The organism is Sulfuricystis multivorans (assembly GCF_003966565.1).
GTDB classification, from domain to species: domain Bacteria; phylum Pseudomonadota; class Gammaproteobacteria; order Burkholderiales; family Rhodocyclaceae; genus Sulfuricystis; species Sulfuricystis multivorans.
In genome coordinates this window covers 1,774,939-1,795,285 of the sequence record NZ_AP018718.1, presented here as the reverse complement: position 1 = coordinate 1,795,285, position 20,347 = coordinate 1,774,939, and the positions used below count along the sequence as shown (strand labels likewise).

At 62.8% G+C, this 20,347-nt stretch carries 24 protein-coding genes and 1 pseudogene; 22 read left to right on the top strand and 3 right to left on the bottom strand.

Annotation, left to right across the window (positions count from 1 at the left end; all coding sequences use genetic code 11):
* Window positions 1-4 precede the first annotated feature (4 nt).
* The 3 genes and pseudogenes from EL335_RS09015 to EL335_RS14580 all read left to right on the top strand — a co-directional run.
* Window positions 5-574, top strand: coding sequence for a hypothetical protein (locus EL335_RS09015; protein WP_126446133.1), 570 nt, complete (start codon window positions 5-7; stop codon window positions 572-574).
* Window positions 575-782: 208 nt separating this feature from the next.
* Entirely contained in the window at window positions 783-1,286 is a 504-nt protein-coding gene (locus EL335_RS09010) for a YHS domain-containing protein (protein WP_126446130.1), read from the top strand.
* A 193-nt stretch (window positions 1,287-1,479) separates the two neighbouring features.
* Window positions 1,480-1,842: pseudogene (locus tag EL335_RS14580) on the top strand (DUF2933 domain-containing protein); the annotation flags it as partial.
* A gap of 77 nt (window positions 1,843-1,919) precedes the next feature.
* Here EL335_RS14580 and EL335_RS09000 read toward each other — a convergent pair.
* The gene (locus tag EL335_RS09000; RefSeq protein WP_126446127.1) at window positions 1,920-3,029 is read right to left on the bottom strand and encodes a porin; all 1,110 of its coding nucleotides are present in this window, start codon (window positions 3,027-3,029) and stop codon (window positions 1,920-1,922) included.
* A gap of 281 nt (window positions 3,030-3,310) precedes the next feature.
* On the opposite strand from EL335_RS09000, the gene EL335_RS08995 reads away from it, so the two are divergent.
* The 15 genes from EL335_RS08995 to EL335_RS08925 all read left to right on the top strand — a co-directional run bounded on the left by EL335_RS08995 (window position 3,311) and on the right by EL335_RS08925 (window position 15,220).
* On the top strand, window positions 3,311-3,532 hold the full coding sequence (locus EL335_RS08995) for a hypothetical protein (RefSeq protein ID WP_126446124.1): 222 nt from the start codon (window positions 3,311-3,313) through the stop codon (window positions 3,530-3,532).
* 160 nt (window positions 3,533-3,692) lie between these two features.
* On the top strand, window positions 3,693-4,268 hold the full coding sequence (locus tag EL335_RS08990; protein ID WP_126446121.1) for a Uma2 family endonuclease: 576 nt from the start codon (window positions 3,693-3,695) through the stop codon (window positions 4,266-4,268).
* The gene (aroE, locus tag EL335_RS08985) at window positions 4,265-5,080 is read left to right on the top strand and encodes a shikimate dehydrogenase (protein ID WP_126446118.1); all 816 of its coding nucleotides are present in this window, start codon (window positions 4,265-4,267) and stop codon (window positions 5,078-5,080) included. The genes EL335_RS08990 and aroE overlap by 4 nt, the downstream gene beginning before the upstream one ends.
* 91 nt (window positions 5,081-5,171) lie before the next feature.
* Window positions 5,172-5,423, top strand: coding sequence for a type II toxin-antitoxin system Phd/YefM family antitoxin (locus EL335_RS08980; protein ID WP_126446116.1), 252 nt, complete (start codon window positions 5,172-5,174; stop codon window positions 5,421-5,423).
* On the top strand, window positions 5,423-5,857 hold the full coding sequence (locus EL335_RS08975) for a type II toxin-antitoxin system VapC family toxin (RefSeq protein ID WP_126446113.1): 435 nt from the start codon (window positions 5,423-5,425) through the stop codon (window positions 5,855-5,857). The genes EL335_RS08980 and EL335_RS08975 overlap by 1 nt, the downstream gene beginning before the upstream one ends.
* Window positions 5,858-5,863: 6 nt before the next feature.
* Window positions 5,864-6,631, top strand: a complete 768-nt coding sequence (locus tag EL335_RS08970) for an SDR family NAD(P)-dependent oxidoreductase (RefSeq protein WP_126446111.1) — start codon at window positions 5,864-5,866, stop codon at window positions 6,629-6,631.
* Between the two features lie 4 nt (window positions 6,632-6,635).
* A complete protein-coding gene (locus tag EL335_RS08965; protein WP_284155306.1) occupies window positions 6,636-9,107 on the top strand; it encodes a heavy metal translocating P-type ATPase in 2,472 nt (823 codons plus the stop codon).
* Window positions 9,086-9,295: a cbb3-type cytochrome oxidase assembly protein CcoS gene (gene ccoS / locus EL335_RS08960; protein ID WP_126446108.1), complete on the top strand. Its 210-nt coding sequence runs from the start codon at window positions 9,086-9,088 to the stop codon at window positions 9,293-9,295. The genes EL335_RS08965 and ccoS overlap by 22 nt, the downstream gene beginning before the upstream one ends.
* A gap of 364 nt (window positions 9,296-9,659) precedes the next feature.
* Window positions 9,660-11,099, top strand: coding sequence for a cytochrome-c oxidase, cbb3-type subunit I (ccoN, locus tag EL335_RS08955; protein WP_126446105.1), 1,440 nt, complete (start codon window positions 9,660-9,662; stop codon window positions 11,097-11,099).
* A 21-nt stretch (window positions 11,100-11,120) separates the two neighbouring features.
* The gene (gene ccoO / locus EL335_RS08950; RefSeq protein ID WP_126446103.1) at window positions 11,121-11,735 is read left to right on the top strand and encodes a cytochrome-c oxidase, cbb3-type subunit II; all 615 of its coding nucleotides are present in this window, start codon (window positions 11,121-11,123) and stop codon (window positions 11,733-11,735) included.
* A gap of 4 nt (window positions 11,736-11,739) precedes the next feature.
* A complete protein-coding gene (locus EL335_RS08945) occupies window positions 11,740-11,916 on the top strand; it encodes a cbb3-type cytochrome oxidase subunit 3 (RefSeq protein WP_126446100.1) in 177 nt (58 codons plus the stop codon).
* A gap of 12 nt (window positions 11,917-11,928) precedes the next feature.
* Complete coding sequence (ccoP, locus tag EL335_RS08940) at window positions 11,929-12,921, top strand: cytochrome-c oxidase, cbb3-type subunit III (RefSeq protein WP_126446097.1); 993 nt, start codon at window positions 11,929-11,931, stop codon at window positions 12,919-12,921.
* A gap of 165 nt (window positions 12,922-13,086) precedes the next feature.
* Complete coding sequence (gene ccoG / locus EL335_RS08935; RefSeq protein WP_126446095.1) at window positions 13,087-14,505, top strand: cytochrome c oxidase accessory protein CcoG; 1,419 nt, start codon at window positions 13,087-13,089, stop codon at window positions 14,503-14,505.
* 10 nt (window positions 14,506-14,515) lie between these two features.
* On the top strand, window positions 14,516-15,031 hold the full coding sequence (locus tag EL335_RS08930) for a FixH family protein (RefSeq protein ID WP_126446093.1): 516 nt from the start codon (window positions 14,516-14,518) through the stop codon (window positions 15,029-15,031).
* Window positions 15,032-15,076: 45 nt separating this feature from the next.
* Window positions 15,077-15,220, top strand: coding sequence for a DUF3149 domain-containing protein (locus EL335_RS08925; protein ID WP_126446091.1), 144 nt, complete (start codon window positions 15,077-15,079; stop codon window positions 15,218-15,220).
* 86 nt (window positions 15,221-15,306) lie between these two features.
* Here EL335_RS08925 and EL335_RS08920 read toward each other — a convergent pair whose 3' ends face one another.
* Together EL335_RS08920 and EL335_RS08915 are read right to left on the bottom strand one after the other, a co-directional pair.
* Window positions 15,307-15,909 (bottom strand): hemerythrin domain-containing protein, encoded by a 603-nt coding sequence (locus EL335_RS08920; protein WP_126446089.1) that lies wholly within the window; start codon window positions 15,907-15,909, stop codon window positions 15,307-15,309.
* A gap of 1 nt (window position 15,910) precedes the next feature.
* Window positions 15,911-16,354, bottom strand: a complete 444-nt coding sequence (locus EL335_RS08915) for a universal stress protein (protein WP_126446087.1) — start codon at window positions 16,352-16,354, stop codon at window positions 15,911-15,913.
* A gap of 89 nt (window positions 16,355-16,443) precedes the next feature.
* Here EL335_RS08915 and EL335_RS08910 point away from each other — a divergent pair, with 89 nt between their 5' ends.
* The 4 genes from EL335_RS08910 to EL335_RS08895 all read left to right on the top strand — a co-directional run bounded on the left by EL335_RS08910 (window position 16,444) and on the right by EL335_RS08895 (window position 20,332).
* Window positions 16,444-18,177, top strand: coding sequence for a PHA/PHB synthase family protein (locus EL335_RS08910; RefSeq protein WP_284155304.1), 1,734 nt, complete (start codon window positions 16,444-16,446; stop codon window positions 18,175-18,177).
* 132 nt (window positions 18,178-18,309) lie between these two features.
* Window positions 18,310-19,587, top strand: coding sequence for a nitronate monooxygenase (locus tag EL335_RS08905; RefSeq protein WP_126446085.1), 1,278 nt, complete (start codon window positions 18,310-18,312; stop codon window positions 19,585-19,587).
* A gap of 68 nt (window positions 19,588-19,655) precedes the next feature.
* The gene (locus tag EL335_RS08900; RefSeq protein WP_126446083.1) at window positions 19,656-20,102 is read left to right on the top strand and encodes a hemerythrin domain-containing protein; all 447 of its coding nucleotides are present in this window, start codon (window positions 19,656-19,658) and stop codon (window positions 20,100-20,102) included.
* Window positions 20,099-20,332 carry a DUF2249 domain-containing protein gene (locus EL335_RS08895; protein ID WP_126446081.1) on the top strand — a complete coding sequence of 78 codons (234 nt, stop codon included), beginning with the start codon at window positions 20,099-20,101 and terminating at the stop codon, window positions 20,330-20,332. The genes EL335_RS08900 and EL335_RS08895 overlap by 4 nt, the downstream gene beginning before the upstream one ends.
* Window positions 20,333-20,347 lie beyond the last annotated feature (15 nt).

The following is a 20,347-nucleotide window of genomic DNA, read 5'->3' as shown; positions in this document are numbered from 1 at the left end:
CACCATGAAAACGATCACACTTTCCGCTATCGCTGCCTCCATCGTCTTGGCCATGCCGGCGCTTGCCGATGATGCACACCACCCATCGCAACCCGGTGGGGCACAAACTGCACAGGCACAGCCGGATGGCAAGACCGTGCAGAAGATGCTGGACAACCTGGGCCGAATGCGCATCCAACTCGAACGGCTGGCGAAGGCGAAGACCGCCGAAGAACGCCAGAAGATCATGGACGAGCACATGCAGACCATGCAGGAGAACATGGGCATGGCCCGGGGCATGCAATCGGCCATGATGGGTTGTCCGATGATGCAGGGGGGCATGGGCATGCCGGGTGGCGGCATGGGCATGATGGGTGGCGGCATGGGCATGATGGGTGGCGGCATGGGCATGATGGGTGGCGGCATGGGCATGATGGGTGGCGGCATGGGCATGATGGGGCAAGGCAAGGTTGCCCCGGACGACATGATGTCCAAGCGCATGGAGATGATGGAGAAGCGCATGGACATGATGCAGATGATGATGCAGGGCCGCATGGGCATGCCGCCGGGCGAGCCCACGAAACCAGCCAATTGAGCACATTTATGGACAGCTGCAGTGCTTCAGCTCGTTGACAACCCGAACATCGAGCCTCTCGCCGCCATAGTGCGCGGGAAACTGGAGCGGATCATGCAGGCGATCTGATCTGACGCATGCCCCGAAAGTCGGGGCTGGCAGGACGGCGCATTACCTGCACGCTACATATTTTCAGCATCTCCATGTGCTACCTTGACAGGAGAGACCCATGACCAGGAAACCTGAAACGAGCCGCGACCCGGTGTGTGGGATGATTGTAGGCGTTATCGCATCGCCATACTCGACGACATGGCAAGGGATCGAATTCCATTTCTGTTCGGCGCAATGCCTCGAACGCTTCATTGCCAATCCATCGCTCTACACCTCACCGGAAGGCGTCAAAAATGTCGTCCCCATCGTCAAACGGCGCAAGATTCGCTTCATCGCGCCGAAACAGGAGACGCTTCGTGCCACGTGCGGCATGCTCCTCGGCATGATGGGAGTCACAACTGCCGTTCCGGGGGCGGATGATCTCACTGTCGAATATGACCTGCGCCAGGTGACATTCGCACAAATCGAAGCCGTCGTTGCCGGGGCGGGCCTCGTTCTCCGCGGCGGTTTGCATCGCTGGCGCCGCAGCCTGTGGAAGTTCATCGAGGGCAATGAAATCGAAAACGAGGCGCATCCGATGAGCGGCGCTTGCTGCAACCATCCGCCGGCGCGGTTGCGCTGAGGGATAGCCCAGTCCCACTGACGTGAATGTCACTTCCAGGTCATGTTGGCATAGGGTTGTCGCGAGCAAGGTAAGAGTGACGCATAACTCTTGGCATATTCGATGGAAGCACATGACCATTCCGCGCACCGAGACAACCATCAGGACAAAACGACGCTCCCGTTGAGTCTTCGGTGGCTATGCGCTCCTTGCGGTTCTGCTCCTGGCCTTCGAGCACCGGATGCACTTGTCCGGCTTGCTCGGCTGGCTGCCCTATCTGATCCTGCTGGCCTGCCCGCAGACCGAAAGCACTTGCGCAGTCCAGGATGACAAGGCTTGCTCACGCTCATCCGAGCCAGCCCGGTCCAATGGACGATTTGGGTTCAACTTCCTCGCTCCTTCCAGTTTGCCGGGGCGTCATAGCCCATCTCCTGGAAGACGAAATTTCAGGGGAAGCTCAGCCTTGTGCCTACCCGTTCAGCCGCCCATAGGGCGGGCACAAGACCCGCCCCTACAGGATGTGGGCGGGTGTTTGTTCTTGCGCATGGGAATTTCATCTTCCGCAGATGGGCGTTAGTGGCGCATTGCGGCAGCGAGGCAAAAAAAACAGCCGCCAAGAGGCGGCTGTTTCGAGCTTCGATCGAGGGAAATCGATCAGAAGGTGTGGCGGACGCCGACGACGAAGGCTTTGCTGTTGCCGCCAGGGGTCGGGGCCAGGATGCCCGCGGTGCCCCCCGTCAGATTGTCGCCATCGTTGCTGGTGTAGTTGTAACCCGCATAACCCGTGGTGCGCTTGGAGAAGCCATGCGTATAGGCCAGCGTCCAGCTCTTGGCATCGTCCGAAGCGGCGGTGGATTTGAGGTTGTACTTGCCATAGGCGAGATGAACGTTGCCTGCGCCGACCGGCACGACCACGCCAAGTTGCCAGATGTTGTCGCGCTTGGTGGCCGGATCGGTCAGACCGCCGCCAGAGTTCTTCTGGTTCTGGTACGAGCCGAGCACCTTGACCATACCGAAGTCGTAGGACGCGCCGATCATGTGCTCGGAGCGGTTCGGGAAATCGACATTGGCTGTGTTATTAGCCGTGACGTTCGTGACATGATGGAAAACATAGCCGACGGCTAGCGGGCCGTTCGCATAGTTCAGGCCCAGGCCCTGCACGCTTTCCTTCTCGGCGCCTTGCGTGTTTTCTTCACCCGAGCCAAAAGCGACGACGGCGGAGAAGCCGTTGAAATTCGGCGACATATAGGCAATGGTATTGTTCACGCGGCCATTGTTGTTCGGGGCGATCGTCGCACCGGATTTACCCGACAGGATGGACTGCGGGCTGATCGTCGAGGAGGCCAGGGCGTCGAACTTGCCGATGTAGTAGCCGGGCGTCTGCAGGCGGCCGACAACGACGGTGCCGAAGCCGCCACCGAGACCGACATAGGACTGGCGGGTGCCATTGATACCGTTCCCACCGTTAGTGGTATCTTGTTTGTTGATGGCTTGAGTGGCGTCCTTGGCAGTATTGTCGAGGTTGAAGCCAAGCTCATATTCGAACACGGCCTTGAGCCCCCCGCCCAGATCCTCGGAACCGCGCAGACCGATGCGGGAGCCGGACAGACCGCCGGAGTTGAAGTAGTTGTTGGACATCATGCCGTCGGCGGAGAGGCGGCCATAGTAGCCGTCGGCGACGCCATAGACCGTCACGTTCGACTGAGCGAACGCCGCGCCGGAAACGAGGCCGGCGACGGCCAGAGCGATGATTTTCTTCTGCATATGAATCTCCTTTGGTTGAGAAGGTGTTGCAAAGGTGTTTCAAAGATGTGTTGTAAAGGTGTTTCAGACGGCTCCAATGGCTCCACGTGGTCGGCCACTGACTCCGCGGGAACTCCCCAAGCGGGAAGCTGGCGCCATTATCGCCAAAGCCACCGTCGAGCTGGGCCACGATTGCACTTTGGCGGGTTCTTGACGACGCAGGTGTTGGGTTTTTGCAACATCCAAGCTGCCCAAGCGGGAGAGGGATCTGGCGGGCCAGCCGCGCTTTGCAGGCCGGATGGATGGTGAGGGACGAAAAGCTGCGCTACCATGCGCCGGTGCGTCACTACGTGGGGTCTCGATCAATGGTCTATCGGCTCGATGCGGCAAGCGTCTATCGGCTCGATGCGGCAGGCGGCCTTTATGGCCGCGACGAGGTCTTCGAGCTTTCCGGCACGTTGGCAAGCGCCGCGGTGCCGGAGGTGACGATCGACTGGAACACGCTGCCGGCGGAGGAAGGATGACCGACCGCGCAACCTCGCGGCGTGCGCGCGCCAGCGCGGCCGGGACATGACGCAGGGGGCGATCTTGGCACCGCTCGCGGCCGTCGCGGCGGCGGGTGACGAGGGCGATCCGGTATGCTAGGGTTCGTGTTCTCGATGTTTCTCGAATCGGAGTCGTCCTATGCCGCTTGCCGCCGAAATCCTGCCCGTCGCCCCGGAAGACTATCTGAGACACGAGGCCGAAAGCCCGATCAAGCACGAATATCTCGATGGACGCATCGTCGCGATGGCCGGCGCCGGCGAGCGGCACAACCGCATCGCGTTGAATGCCGCCTTCCGTTTCCGCCTTGCCTCGCGTGGCACGCGCTGCGGGGTGTTCATCAGCGACATGAAGCTGCGCATCGAGGCGGCCAATGCGTTCTATTACCCGGACGTGATGCTGGTGTGCGAGACGGATACGCACCCGCAGTACAAGAGTAGTCCGTGCATCGTCGTCGAGGTGCTCTCGCCTTCGACGGCGGCGATCGACCGCCGCGAGAAATGGCTCGCTTACCGGACGCTGCCAAGCCTTCATGCCTATCTGCTGGTCGATAGCGAGCAGCGCGCGGTGGAGTATTGGCTGCGCGAGGCCGGCGGGCCGTGGCGGCCGGGGACGCTCGAGGAGGACGAGGTGCTGACACTGTCCTGCCCGCCGTTGTCGATCGCGGTCTCGCTCGATGACTTCTACGAGGATGTGGCCGGGCTGGAGGCGGGATGACCGACCGTTACGCGGTGATCGGCAACCCGATCGCCCATTCGAAATCGCCGCTGATCCACGCCGCTTTCGCACGGCAGACCGGGCAGGACGTGTCCTACGAGGCGATCCTCGCGCCGCTGGAGGACTTCGCGGCCACGGTATCGGCGTTCCGCGCCGCCGGCGGGCGCGGCGCAAACGTCACGGTGCCATTCAAGCTGGAGGCGCTGGCCTTGGCCGACAAACCGACCGAGCGGGCTCGGCTGGCCGGCGCGGCGAATACGCTGCGCTTCGATGCGGACGGCATCTTCGCCGACAACACCGACGGCATCGGGCTGGTGCGCGATCTGGAAGAGCGGCTGGGCGTGCATCTTGCCGGCCGGCGGGTGCTGATTCTCGGCGCTGGCGGGGCGGCACGGGGAGTGATTCCGGCGCTCTTGGAACGCTCGCCGGCGCTCTTGGCGGTCGCCAACCGCAGCGTCGAGAAGGCTTGCGAGCTGCGCGAACGTTTTGCATCCTACGGGCGGATCGAGGCCGGCGGCTTCGACGCTTTCGCGGGTGGGGCCTTCGACGTCGTGATCAATGCGACCTCGGCCGGCCTGGGCGGGGCGCAGCTCCCGCTGCCGCAGGGGCTGTTCGCCCCCGACGCCCTGGCGTACGACATGGTCTATGGCCCCAGCGAGACGCCGTTCATGATCCAGGCGCGAGGGTTGGGCGCATCCTGCGTCGCCGATGGACTGGGGATGCTGGTCGAGCAGGCGGCCGAGTCGTTCTTCCTCTGGCGCGGCGTGCGGCCCGAGACGGCGCCGGTGCTGGCGATGTTGCGGGATGGCTGAGCGGCGGTGAAAAATTCTGCAGCGCATCCCGAAGGCGGCTGTATACTTTGACCGACCGGTCTATCTACTGGTCGATGGTGGGGGTGAAGCGATGACGACATACGTGGAAATAGGGGCTTACGAGGCGAAGACGCATCTCGCCGATTTTCTGCGCAAGGTCCAGGCCGGCGCGGCCTATCGCATCACCCAGCGCGGTAAGCCGGTGGCCGATCTGGTTCCCGCGGCGACGCTCGAAAAGCGCGCTTGCGCCGAAGCCGCCGCGCGGCTGCGGCGTTTCATGCATGAGCGTGCCGCAGGGCAAGGGGTCGATGTGCGCGCGCTGATCGAAGAGGGCCGCGACTGATGCGGCTCGTGCTGGACAATTCGGTCGTGATGCGCTGGCTGTTCGGCGATGGCAGCGAGGCCGACCGCCGCTATGCCGAAGAGGTGCTGGCCTGTTTCGAGCAGGAAGAAACCGTCGCGCTCGTTCCCGCCGTCTGGCCGCTCGAGGTCGGCAATGTCGTGGTGCGCGCCGAGGCGAAAGGCTTGCTCCAGGAGGCGCGCAGTATCGCCTTCCTTTCGTTGTTGCGCGACATGGCGATCGAGATCGACCCGGCCTCGAACCGCCTTGCGCTATCGGATACCTTGCAGTTGGCGCGCCGCTATGGGCTTTCGACTTATGATGCTTCATACCTCGAACTGGCCTTGCGTGAGGATCTGCCGTTGGCGACCATCGATGCAGATTTGCGCAAGGCGTTGAAGAAAGCGGGCGGGCGTCTCGCACTCGAAAAGGATTGATGGGTCATGCAGATCGAAGAATGTGTGTTCATCGTCACTGGCGGGGCTTCGGGCCTGGGCGCCGGGGCGGCGCGGTTTCTGGCAGGGCGTGGCGGCAAGGTGGTCATTGCCGATCCGAATCATGCCGCGGGCGAGGCGTTGGCCGCGGAACTGGGGGCGAATGCCCGCTTCGTTGCCACCGACGTCGCCGACGAAGGGAGCGCACGAGACTGCATCGCGGCGGCGCGGGAGGCTTTCGGCGCGGTGCATGGCCTGGTCGGCTGCGCCGGCATCGTGCTGGGCGAGAAGACGGTGGGCAAGGAAGGGCCGCATCAGCTCGCAAGCTTCAAGCGCGTGATCGAGGTGAATCTGGTCGGCACCTTCAACATGATTCGGCTGGCCGCCGCGGCGATGGGCGAGAACGCGCCGAACGAGGAGGGCGAGCGCGGCGTGATCGTCAATACCGCCTCGGTGGCGGCATTCGACGGCCAGATCGGTCAGGCGGCCTATGCGGCATCGAAAGGCGGCATCGTCGGCATGACATTGCCGATCGCCCGCGATCTGGCGCGCATGGGCATCCGCGTGATGACGATCGCGCCGGGGATCATGGAAACGCCGATGATGGCCGGCATGAGCGACGAGGTGAGGGATGCGCTCGGCAAGATGGTGCCTTTCCCGCCGCGCCTGGGCCGGCCGGCCGAGTTCGCTTCGCTCGTCGGGCAGATCATCGAGAATCCGTATCTGAACGGCGAGACGATCCGCCTCGACGGCGCGATCCGCATGCAGCCGAAATAAGCCCTTGGCCAGCGAACACGACTGCTATCACTGCGGCCTGCCGGTGCCGCCGGGCGTCGATTTCACGGTCGAGATCGATGGCGTGCCGCGCCAGATGTGCTGCGCCGGCTGCCAGGCCGTGGCGCAGGCGATCGTCGCCAACGGACTGACCGATTACTACAAGCACCGCGACGCGCTGCCGGAAAGCCCGCGCGAGGCGTTGCCCGCCGCCTTGCAGGAGCTGGGGCTCTTCGACCATCCCGAGGTGCAGAAGAATTTCGTGCGGCCGATCGGCGCGCACGAGCGCGAGGCGAGCCTGATCCTCGAAGGCATCACCTGCGCGGCCTGCGTTTGGCTCAACGAGGCGCATCTTTCGAAACAGCCGGGTGTGACCGCCGTGGACATCAACTATGCGACGCGGCGCGCGCGGGTGCGCTGGGACGAGCGCGTGACCAAGCTCTCCGCGCTGCTCGAGGCGATCCAGGCGATCGGCTATCGCGCGCATCCATACGATGCGACGAAGTCCGAGCAACTGGCGAAAAAGGAACGGCGCAGCGCGCAGTGGCGGCTGTTCGTCGCCGGTTTCGGCATGATGCAGGTGATGATGTATGCGGTACCGATGTATTTGGCGGACATCGGCGAGAGCGGCGACATGCCCTTGGACATCGCGCAACTGATGCGCTGGGCGAGTTTTCTGCTCACCGTGCCGGTGATCGGCTATTCGGCGGCGCCGTTCTTCACCAGCGCCTGGCGCGATTTGAAGTTCCGCCGCGTCGGCATGGACGTGCCGGTGGCCCTCGGCGTCGGCAGCGCGTTTCTCGCCAGCGTCTGGGCGACGCTCACGGCTTCGGGCGAGGTGTATTTCGATTCGGTGACGATGTTCGTGTTCTTCCTGCTCACCGGACGCTATCTGGAGATGATGGCGCGACAGAAGGCCACCCGCGGGATCGAGGCGCTGGCGCGCGCGATTCCGGCGTTCGCCGAGCGGCTGCCCCATTGGCCGGCCGTTGATGCCGAGCGCGTCGCGGTCGCGCATCTGACCGTCGGCGATGTGGTGCGCGTCAAGCCCGGCGAGACGATCCCCGGCGATGGCATCGTCGTCGATGGCGAAAGCAGCGCCGACGAATCGCTGCTCACCGGTGAGAGCCGCCCGGTGACCAAGGGCATCGGGGATGCGGTGACGGGCGGCAGCGTCAATGTCGGCAGCCCCCTGACGATCCGGCTCGAACGGGTCGGCGAGGCGACGAGACTCGCGTCGATCCGCCGGCTGATGGAGCAGGCCGCGGCGGAAAAACCGACCCTGGTGCAGACGGCGGATCGCATCGCGCAGCGTTTCGTCTGGGCACTGTTGGCACTGGCGCTGGCGACCGGCATTTACTGGTTCAACGTCGATCCGGCCAATGCCTTGTGGATCTGCGTCGCGGTGCTGGTGGTCAGCTGCCCGTGCGCGCTTTCGCTCGCTACGCCCGCGGCGCTGACCGTGGCCACCGGCGCGCTGGCGAAGGCAGGCGTGCTGGTCACGCGCGGTCATGCGATCGAGACGCTCTCGCGCGCCGATCACTGGATTTTCGACAAGACGGGCACACTCACCTTGGGGCGGCCGACGGTGGTCGATCTGCGCTTGGCCGAGGGGTTGAGCGAGACCGAGGTGTTCGCGCAGGTAAGGGCGCTGGAGCAGGCATCGGAACATCCGCTGGCCAAGGCGCTGTGTGAGAAAGTCGGCGCTGGTGAGACGGCGACACTTGCGCAGCTGCGCGCCGTGACCGGCAAGGGGATCGAGGCCCGGGATGCCGAGGGCAGGGCAGTGCGCATCGGCGTGCCGGCCTTCGTCGCCGAATTGCATGGACGGCCGTTACCGGAGGACGTCGTCGGCTGGCGGGCGGGCGGCGATACGGTGATCGCATTGGGCGACGATCGTGGGGATCGCGCCTGGTTTCGCATCAGCGATGGCTTGCGGCCAGGCGTGCGCGAAGCGCTGTCGCGCATCGCGGCGACGGGCGCGAAACTGACCATCCTTTCCGGCGATGCGCCCGAGACGGTGGCGGCGGTGGCGTGCGCGCTCGGCGTCGAGGATTACCGCGGTGGGATGACCCCGGAGGCAAAACACGCCGCAGTGCGTGAGATCCAGCACAGCGGCGCCACCGTGGCGATGGTCGGCGATGGCGTCAATGACGCGCCGGTGCTGGCGCAGGCGCACGTCTCGGTGGCGATGGGCGGCGGCACGGATCTCGCGCGCAGTCAGGCCGACGTGGTGCTGCTTTCCGACGATCTTGGCCATCTCGCCGATGGCATTGCGCTGGCGCGACAAACCTTGCGGATCATCCGTCAGAACCTCGCTTGGGCCTTTGCCTATAATCTGGTAGCGATCCCGCTGGCGATGACCGGCTGGGTGACGCCGTGGATGGCCGGCATCGGCATGTCGGCCAGCTCGCTGCTCGTGGTCATGAATGCCTTGCGGCTGCAGAAAGGCGTGGCATGGAAAGCCTCTATCTCCTGATCCCCGTCTCCGTATTGCTGGTCTTCGCGATCGGCGTGGTGTTCTGGTGGTCGCTGAGAAGCGGTCAGCTGGACGATCTCGAAGGCCCGGCCTACCGGGTGCTGATGGACGACGATACGCCGCGCGAGGATTCCCCGAAAACCCCACAGACGACATCGCCATCTGTTGATCCAGATCAAAGTAAGTGAGGATCAACCGGACGATACTACGCCTCGATCGTTCGGCTGTTGGGTCTCATCTGCGCTGGGCGAGGGTTTCAAGGTTTCACGGTTAGTCTCTCTGTTGGGGTTGGGGGTGCGCGTTTCGCGCACCCTTTTTTTTGCTTTGACATTAGTCAAACTGATAACAACATCAAATATTCTGACTTTAATAAAAGTTGACCTGAATCAATTTCTGTCGGTGATACTGCAGTATCCTCCGTCACGATTTTGATCCGAGTCAATTTGTCGCAGGGATTTCTGCTGCGCCGATGGCCTGGTCGGGGTGGCGGGAGTTGAAGCGGAGTTTCATTGGGCAGGCAGTTTTCAATCAGTGAGAGAGGTGAAATCCATCATGCAATCGCAAGCGACTTACAACTACAAAGTCGTGCGCCAGTTCGCCGTGATGACCGTGATCTGGGGCATCGTCGGCATGCTGGTCGGCGTCATCGTCGCCGCCCAGCTGGTCTGGCCACAATTGAGCATCTATGAATGGCTGTCCTACGGGCGTTTGCGGCCGCTGCATACCAATGCGGTGATCTTCGCCTTCGGCGGCAGCGCGCTGTTCGCCACCTCCTACTATGTCGTGCAGCGCACCTGCCATACGACGCTGTTCGCGCCGGGGCTAGCCACTTTCACCTTCTGGGCCTGGCAACTGGTCATCGTGCTGGCTGCCTTGTCGCTGCCGCTGGGCTTTACCACTGGCAAGGAATACGCCGAGCTCGAATGGCCGATCGACCTCTTGATCACCGTGATCTGGGTTGCCTACGCGATCGTCTTCTTCGGCACGATCGGCACGCGCAAGACCAAGCACATCTATGTGGCCAACTGGTTCTACGGCGCGTTCATCATCGCGGTGGCGCTGCTGCACATCTTCAATAGCGCCGAGATTCCGGTCTTCGAGGCCGGCATCCTGACGCCGAAGTCCTACTCGGCTTACGCCGGCGTACAGGACGCGATGGTGCAGTGGTGGTATGGCCACAACGCCGTCGGCTTCTTCCTGACCGCTGCCTTCCTCGGCATGATGTATTACTTCGTGCCGAAGCAGGCCGGCCGCCCGGTGTATTCCTATCGCCTGTCGGTGGTGCACTTCTGGGCGCTGATCTTCACCTACATGTGGGCCGGCCCGCACCATCTGCACTACACCGCGCTGCCCGACTGGACCCAGTCGATCGGCATGATCTTTTCGCTGATCCTGCTGGCGCCCTCCTGGGGTGGCATGATCAACGGCATCATGACGCTCTCGGGTGCCTGGCACAAGCTGCGTGACGACCCGATCCTCAAGTTCCTCGTCACCTCGCTGTCGTTCTACGGCATGTCGACCTTCGAGGGTCCGATGATGTCGATCAAGACCGTCAATGCCCTGTCGCACTACACCGACTGGACGGTCGGTCATGTGCACTCGGGCGCGCTGGGCTGGGTCGGCATGGTCTCGATCGGATCCATGTACTACCTGATCCCGCGCCTCTTCGGCAAGACCGAGATGTATTCGGTGCGCTTGATCAACGTGCATTTCTGGCTGGCCACGCTCGGTACCGTGCTCTACATCGCCGCGCTGTGGATCTCCGGCGTGATGCAGGGTCTGATGTGGCGCGCCACCAACCCGGACGGCACGCTCACCTATGCTTTCGTCGAAGCCGTCAAGGCGTCCTATCCGTTCTGGACCATCCGCGTCGTCGGCGGTCTCCTGTATCTGACGGGCATGGTGTTGATGGCCTGGAACATGTTCAAGACGATCGCCAGCGGCAAGGCGGTGGACAATGCCCCCGTACTCGCCCCCGCCGGCGCCCACTGATCGCAAGGGAGACAAGACATCATGGCATTGACGCATGAAAAAATCGAAACCAGCAATACGCTGCTGATCATCCTCACCACTTTGGTGGTGAGCGTGGGCGGGTTGCTGGAAATCGTGCCGCTGTTTTTCCAGAAATCCACGACCACGCCGGTCAATGAGCTGGTCAAGCCTTACGACGCGCTGCGTCTTGCCGGGCGGGACATCTACATCCGCGAAGGCTGCTACAACTGCCATTCGCAGATGATCCGTCCCTTCCGCGCCGAGACCGAGCGTTATGGCCACTACTCGGTCGCCGGCGAGTTTGTTTACGATCACCCGTTCCAGTGGGGGTCGAAGCGCACCGGCCCGGATCTGGCACGCGTCGGCGGCCGCTATTCCGACCAGTGGCACCGCATCCACCTCTTGAATCCGCGTGATGTCGTGCCCGAGTCGAACATGCCGGCTTATTACTGGCTGGACCGTCCGCTCAAGGATCCGCACATCGGCGCGAAGATGGCGGCGCTGCGCAAGGTGGGCGTGCCCTACACCGACCAGGAGATCGCCGAAGCGCCCAAGGCGCTGGAAGGCAAGACCGAGCTCGATGCGGTGATTGCCTACCTGCAGGGTCTGGGGCTGGCACTCAAGCAGGTGCGCTGAGCACATGGACATCAACGACCTGCGCTCCCTGTTCACGGTCCTGGTGATCGTCCTGTTCGCCGGGATCGTCTGGTGGGCTTACTCGGCAAAGCAGAAGGCGCCGTTCGACGAGGCCGCTCGATCGGTGCTCGACGACGACCTGCCTGCGGCGGACAAGGGCGCGGGTCAAACGCACAACTGAAAGGAATTCGTCATGGATTTCAACTTTACGAGCGACTTGGTGGGGTTCTGGAACCTCTTCGTCGTCGTGATCGTCGCCGTCAGCGTCATCGGCTGCGCGGTTTTCCTCTGGGTGCAAGGTTCGGCCAAATTCAAACCGGGCGAGGTCACCGGCCACGTCTGGGATGAAACGCTCGAGGAATACAGCAACCCGCTGCCGAACTGGTGGCGTTGGATGTTCTACATCACGGTGGTGTTCGCCATCGCCTATCTGGCGCTCTATCCTGGCCTCGGCAACAACCGCGGGATGTTCGGCTGGACGATGCGTGGGCAGTATGATGAAGAGATGAAAACCGCCGAAGCGAAGTACGGCCCGATCTTCAACAAGTTCCTGCAGCAGGACGTGATGGCCGTCGCCGCCAACCCCGAGGCGCGCGAAATGGGTCAGCGGCTGTTCCTCACCTACTGCGCGCAATGCCACGGCTCCGACGCCGGTGGTGGCCCGGGCTTTCCGAACCTGAAGGACGGTGACTGGCTGTGGGGCGGCACACCCGAAAAGATCAAGGAAACCATCACCAATGGCCGCATGGGGGTCATGACGCCGAAGGGCGTGAAGCCCGACATGGATGCCGAGCAGGTGAAGGATGTCGTGCATTACGTGCGTTCGCTTTCCGGCCTGTCGCATGATGCCGCACGCGCGCAGCGCGGTGCCGAGCTTTTCCCGCAAGCCTGCGCGGCCTGCCACGGGCCTGATGCGAAGGGCAATCAGGAAGCCGGCTATCCGAACCTGACCGACAAGGTCTGGCTCTACGGCTCACGTGAAGAGACGATGATCGAGACGGTCACCAAGGGTCGTCAGAACCAGATGCCTGCGTTCGGCGAGTTTCTCGGCCCGGCGAAAGTGCATCTCTTGACCGCCTATGTTTGGGGCCTCGGTGGCGGCGTCAAGCCTGCTCCGGCGCCTGCTCCGGCAGAAGCCGCACCTGCTAGCTCGCAGGAGGCCGCTCCGGCTGAACAACAGAAGTGATCTCGCCGCCGCCCGCGCCTGCCTGGCGTGGGCGGCATTCCCGCCCAACAGGGGGTCGTCGTTGCTGGCGACGGGCGGCTTCGACACGCGGAACCTTCGAGGGTAGGGGCCGTGAAGTAAGATAGCGCATCGCCTTTGTACAACCGAAGACCTCGACCCGACCCAATGAACCCACCCGCAGAGAAAAGTAACGCCGCAGCTCCGGCGGAAGAAGTCGTCACCCTCTACAAGTCCCGCAAGAAAATCCACCCACGCTCGGTGACCGGGCGTTTCGCCAACTGGCGCTGGGTATTCGTCTGGCTGACCCAGCTGATCTATTACGGCTTGCCCTGGATTCCCTGGGGTGATCGGCAGGCCTTCCTGCTCGACATCGTCAATCGCAAGTTCTATGTCTTCGATCTGGTGCTCTGGCCGCAGGATGTGGTTTTCCTCGCCATCATCCTGATCATCTCGGCTTATGCGCTGTTTTTGTTCACGGCGGTGGCCGGGCGGCTGTGGTGCGGCTATTCCTGCCCGCAGACCGTCTATACGGAAATCTTCATGTGGATCGAGAAGATGGTCGAGGGCGAGCGCCCCGCTCGGATCAAGCTCGACCAAGCGCCGATGGATGCGCGCAAGTTCCGCCTCAGAGCGACGAAATACCTCCTCTGGGTGTTGTTTGCCTGGTGGACGGGCTTTACCTTCGTCGGTTACTTCACGCCGATCCACGAGCTGTGGGTCGAATTCTGGAGCTGGAACCTCGGCCCGTGGGAGACCTTCTGGATGTTCTTCTACGCGGGGTTCACTTATCTCTTTGCCGGCCATCTGCGCGAGCAGGTCTGTCTCTACATGTGCCCCTACGCCCGCTTCCAGAGCGTGATGTTCGACCCGGACACCTTGATCATCACCTACGACGTCGAGCGCGGCGAGCCGCGCGGCGCGCGCAGGAAGGGGGTCGATCCGAAGAGCATCGGCAAGGGCGACTGCATCGACTGCGGCATCTGTGTGCAAGTCTGCCCGACCGGCATCGACATCAGGAACGGGCTGCAATATGAATGCATCGGCTGCGCTGCCTGTATCGACGGCTGCGACGAGGTGATGGACAAGATGGGCTATCCGCGCGGTCTGATCCGCTACACGACCGAGCATGCGATGGAACGGCACTGGGGCAGGAAGGAAATCCTGCGCCATGTCGTACGCCCGCGCATCATCGTCTATACCGTGATCCTGCTCGCGATCGTCTCCGGCCTGATCTGGGGCATCGCTCACAAACCGGATCTGCGCGTGAATGTGATCCGCGACCGCGGTGTGCTTGCGCGGGAAGTCGAGGGCGGCCTGGTCGAAAACATCTATCGCCTGCAGGTGATGAACGTCTCCGAGCAACCGCACCGCTATCGGATCACGGTGAGCGGGCTCGAAGGCATCCAGCTCGAAGGCGGGCCGGTGGTCGAAGTCGAGCCGGCGACGACGAAGAGCTTTTCCTTTGCCGTGCGCGTGCCGCCCGATGCGGCGCCAAAGGGCTCGCACACGATCTATTTCGATGTGAAGGCGGAAGGCGACGAGAAGATGGCCGTGCATGAGAAGGCCACGTTCCTGATGCCCTGAGGGATGCGACATGAATGCACCGACACGCCAGCCCACCGTCAAACCCTGGTACCGCGAACCGTGGCCGTGGTTCCTGATGTCTGGCCCGATCATCGTGATCATCGCGGCGTTCGTATCGGCATGGATCGCGATCAGGAGCAACGATGGCCTGGTCAGCGAGGATTATTACAAACAGGGGCTGGCGGCCGGCGAAACGCTGGCAAAGAGCAAGCTTGCCGAGACCCTGGGCATTACGGTCGCGATGCGGCTGGAAGGCGACCGTGTGCGCGTACGCCTAGGCAGCCGCGACGCTTCCGTGTCGCCAACCGCACTGTATTTGACCTTGTCTCACCCGACCCGGGCCGGCATCGATCAGCACGCGATATTGAAGCCCCTGGGCGCGGAATACGTCGGCGAGCTGAATCTGCCCGCTTCTGGCCACTGGCTGCTGATCATCGAGGACGAGGCGAAGACCTGGCGGGTGATGGGGGGGGTGATGTTGCCGGCAAGCAACGATGTGGTGATCGGCGCCAGCGGCAAGGGTTGAGCGGGCGCCGGTCGGTTTTTGTTCGTCAACTAGGGGAGAACTGGCATGCAAGCACTGAAACTGCTGTTCAGTACCGATATCGGTCTGCTGAGTACGTTCACCGTCGTTTTCGCGATCGGCATGATCATCTTTCTGTACAACTTCTTTAAGAAGCACGCAGAAGAAGACGCCAGGAAAGCGGGTAAGTAACTTTTGAGCCACCGGCGTCCGCGATCCAGGCGGGCGCCGCGTGCATTCACCGTTTCGGCAAAGCTCAACCCCGCCGTCGGCAAAGCTCAACCCCGCCGTGAGCCCGTGTGCGTCGGGCCAACGCCAATCGGCGGCGGAGCGAGATTGACGATGCGGGAAAACAAGTCGCGAAACTCATGCTCGGGCTTGGGCCCGAAACGTTGATCGTCTTTGCCAGCGAAGGCGTCGGTGATTTCGAGCCAGTCTTGGGCAGTCAGATATTTCTTCGCCAACGGAATCACCACTTTTTCTTCGAGTAGCATGTGCTGACGCGCGGCATCGAGATGGGCCTCGACGGCAGCAGCGAAGGCGTCGAGGCTGCCGGGAACGCCGGCCTCGACCTGACCGAGCAGCCGTTCGAGTTCCTGGATATGCCGTGCGCTTTCTGCATGCTGCCGTTCGAGCAACGTCAGGGTCTCGTCGGCTTCCCGGGTACGCGCTCTGAGGCGAGCGAACAGCAGTGCTTCCTCGCGCGGATCGTGCAGCCGCTGCGAGAAGGCGTCCATGTAATAGAGCATCGCCCAGAGCAACTTGAAATCGGGCTCTTTGCCTTTCTCGCGGGCCTCGCGGACGAGGAAGTGCAGCCCATGCAATACCGCGCCCAGTGAGCGGTGCTCGTCGTGAAGGATGGCCAGCGCGCGATTGTGCATGTCAGCGATAGACCAGCACCGGAATCTTCGAATGGGTGAGGACTTTCTGGGTCTCCGAGCCGAGCAGCAGGGCGCCCAGGCCGCGCCGACCGTGCGAGGCCATGAAGATCAAATCGCAACCAGCGGCATCGGCGGCCTCGATGATCGCCTCATAGGGGATATCGCTGGTCTTGCTGCGGGTCGCGCATTCGACGCCCTCGGCAGCGGCGAGCTTGGTGCAGGCATCGAGGATCTCTTTCGCCTGCTGCTCCGCCATCTGCGCAAACTTTTCAGGCGTCGTCGGGTCGATCAGCGCTCCCTCGCCATAGAAGGCGACCGGATATTCCGGTTTGGCGTAGAAAAAGGTGATACGCGCACCGGTTTCCTTTGCAAAGGTGATGGCGCGCATGACTGCTTCCTGCGATAGTTGCGAACCGTCGGTCGGAACGAGAATGTGCTTGAACATGATGCGCTCCTTTTGACAAGGGGCTTGACGCATATCAACATCGCGGACGGCGAGCCCTTGCAGAATCATAGCGCATCGGGAAAACGAAAATGGCAACGAACAGAGCACTGGGAGTCACGGTTACGCCCCAACAGGTTTTTCAGGTCTTGCGCCAGGCTGCGCAGACGAGCATCGATCCGCTTGGCATGGTGATGCCGCTATCCAATGCGCAGTGGGCATGGCTGACACACCCGCAGGAGCTGGCCGAAACGACGGCAGGCTTCTATGCCCGCATGGTCGAATTGCAGCAGCATTCCTGGCAGCGCATGCTGGGATTGCCAGGAGAGGACGTCGAGCTGCCGCATCCGGACGACAACCGCTTCGCCGATCCGGTTTGGACCGAGTCGGCAACCTGGGATCTGACGAAGGAGTGGTACCTTGCCTTCACCCACCAGATCCAGGACATGCTTTATCAGACGCCGGGGCTGCCCAGCCGCGAGCGGCGGCGCGCCGCTTTCTGGTGGCGCAAGTGGCTCAACGCGATGGCGCCGACGAATTTCCTGCTCACCAATCCGGTGGCGATGCGCAAGGCTGTCGAAAGTCACGGCGAGAGCCTTTGGCGCGGTTGGGCGAATTTCATCGCCGACTGGCAGGCCGGCGAGATTCGCATGACGCGGCCGGACGATTTCAAGGTCGGTGTCAATCTCGCCACGACCCCCGGCAAGGTGGTGATGCGCAACCGGCTCGTCGAGCTGATCCACTATGCGCCGACCGCCACCCAGGTGCACCGGGTGCCGCTTCTGATCGTCACGCCGTGGATCAACAAGTTCTACATCCTCGATCTCACGCCCAAGAAGAGCCTGGTCAAGTTTCTGCTCGACCAGGGCTTCGACGTCTATATCACGAGCTGGAGGAACCCGGACGAGACCATGGCGGACGTGGGCTTCGACGATTACCTCACCGAGGGCATCGAGGCTGCGATCGGGACGATGCGCGGCATCTCGAAGTCCGACAGGGTCAACGCCGTCGGTTACTGCATCGGCGGCACCGCGCTGGCGATCTATCTCGCCTGGGCGAATCGCAAATACGCGCCACAGGATGTGCCGGTGGGTTGTGCGACGTTCTTTACCACGCTGGTCGATTTCCACAAGCCGGGCGACATCGAGGTGTTTCTCGACGAGGGCAGTTACCGCTATCTGGTCGCGAAAATGGAGGCCAGAGGCTATCTCGACGGCAAGGAGATGGCCGCGGCATTTCGCCTGCTGCGCTCGAACAGCCTGATCTGGCATTACGTCGTGCATGGCTATCTGTATGGCGAGACGCCGCCGCCCTTCGACGTGCTCTACTGGAACATGGACACGACGCGCATGCCGGCCAGGATGCACGCCTGGTATCTGCGCAACCTCTACCTCGACAACCAGCTGATCAAAAAGGATGCTCTGACACTCGCTGGCCAGCCGCTCGACCTGACGCGCATCGTTCAGCCGGTGTATGCGGTCGCGGCAGCGGACGATCACATCGCTCCCTGGCGGCAGGCTTACCGCCTCATGAATTATGTTTCCGGGCCGAAGCGTTTCGTCCTGTCGAGCTCGGGTCACATCCTCGGCATCGTCAATCCGCCCGTGCATCCGCCCAAGCGCGAATACCGTGTCGGCGCCGCCGAACGGCACGACAATCCCGATGTCTGGCAGGAACGGGCCGAAGCGCAGCCGGGCAGCTGGTGGCAGGATTGGGTCACCTGGCTGCGGGTGCATTCCGGAGCGCTCGTCAAGCCGGGGCCGGTGGCCAGCCGCGCGCATCCGGCGCTCGCCGATGCGCCGGGAACCTACGTGCTCGAATGCTGACAGTCGGCGCTGGCGGAAAATGGAACGCCCGCCGGGCGCCGGCCCGCCTCGAAAAGTCGGCGGCTTCGGGACGGCACGGGGTATCATTATGGCCTGTGATTGGGGCTGCCAAAGGCGGCCGGGATAGCGAACATGAAATGCGTGGATGATTTCCGCCTGCGCCTGGGCAAACATGAGCTGGTGCCCATCGTCATCGGCGGGATGGGGGTGGATATCTCGACGACCGAGCTCGCGCTCGAGGCGGCGCGGCTGGGCGGGGTCGGGCACATCTCCGATGCGATGGTGCCGACCGTTTCCGACCGACGCTACAACACCAAATACGTCAAGGACAAGCTGCGCCAGTACAAATACAACGTCGCCAACAGCAACAAGTCCGACGTGCAGTTCGATCTCGCTCTGCTCGCCGAGGCCACCGAGGCGCACGTGCGTCACACGATGGAAAGGAAGCGCGGTAACGGACTGATCTTCATCAACTGCATGGAAAAGCTGACGATGAACGCGCCGAAGGAAACGCTGCGCGTGCGGCTGCGCTCGGCGCTCGATGCCGGCATCGACGGCATCACGCTCGCCGCTGGCCTGCATCTTGGCTCATTCGCGCTGATGGAAGATCACCCGCGTTTTCGTGACGTCAAGCTCGGCATCATCGTCTCTTCCTTGCGCGCCCTGCAGCTGTTCATCAAGAAGAGCGCGCGCACGCAACGGCTGCCGGATTATGTCGTCGTCGAAGGGCCGCTCGCCGGCGGCCACCTCGGTTTCGGCATGGATTGGGCGGATTACGATCTGGCGAGCATCGTCGCCGAGATCCGCGCCTGGCTGGATGCGGAAGGATTGGCGATCCCGCTGATTCCCGCCGGCGGCATCTTCACCGGCAGCGATGCGGTGCGTTTTCTCGAAAACGGCGCCGCGGCAGTGCAGGTGGCCACCCGTTTCACCGTCTCCAAAGAGTGCGGCCTGCCCGACGACGTGAAGCAGGAATATTTCAAGGCCGAGGAAGACGACATCGAAGTGAACATGATTTCGCCGACTGGCTACCCGATGCGCATGCTGAAGAACAGCCCAGCGATCGGTGACGGCATCCGCCCGAACTGCGAGGCCTATGGCTATCTGCTCGACGCCAACGGCCGTTGTTCCTACATCGACGCCTACAACCGCGAGGTCGCCGCGCATCCTGGCGCGAAGAAGATCCACGTCTGGGACAAGACCTGCCTTTGCACGCAGATGCGCAATTTCGACCTGTGGACCTGTGGCCATTACACCTACCGCCTCAAGCACACCTCGCGGCGCCGGCCGGACGGCAGCTGGCAGCTGCTGAGCGCCGAGCACGTCTTCAACGACTACCGCTACAGCAAGGACGATGCGATCGCGCTGCCGCCCGCGGAGGTTGCCGAGGAAACCTTGGCGGCGATTTGATGTTCGTCAAGGCGATGGTCGGCGTAAGCAAAGAGAATCGATGCTGCTTTTACCGAAACGAGCTGCCGATGCCTTCCCTGACCGAACCGCTGCGCCATCATCATCAACATTGCGACGATCTGTTCGTCGCCGCCGAAAATGCCGTGCGCGCCGGCGATTGGCCGGGCGCCAATGCTGCGTTGTCTGGTTTCCTCGCCGCAATGGAAACCCATTTCGCGGCCGAGGAAGAGACGCTGTTTCCGGCATTCGAGGCCGCCACAGGCATGAGCATGGGGCCGACGCGCGTGATGCGCCATGAACATGCGCAGATGCGCGAATTGTTCAAGCAGATGGAGGCTGGGTGTGCGGACCGCGATGCCGAGGCCTATGCCAGCGCGGCCGATACCCTCCTGGTGATGTTGCAGCAGCACAACCTGAAGGAAGAAAACATCCTCTACCCGATGTGCGATCAGCGACTCGATGCCGAAGCGGCGGCGTTGGCGCCGACATTGCGCGAGCGTCTGGAGGCGGCGTGACGGCTGCGAGTCCAGCCACGCGCGTCATCGATGGCCGGGAAATGCAGCCGCCCGAGCCGCTGGAGCGCACGCTCGAGGCGCTCGATACCCTGCCGCGCGGCGAGGAGCTCAGGCTGTTGCTCTACTGCCACCCGCTGCCGCTGTTCAACATCCTGCGCAATCATGGCTACGTCTGGCAGGAGGAGATCTTCGAGGACGGCACGCACGAGATCCGCATCCGTCACGGTTGACCCCTTTCGAGACGA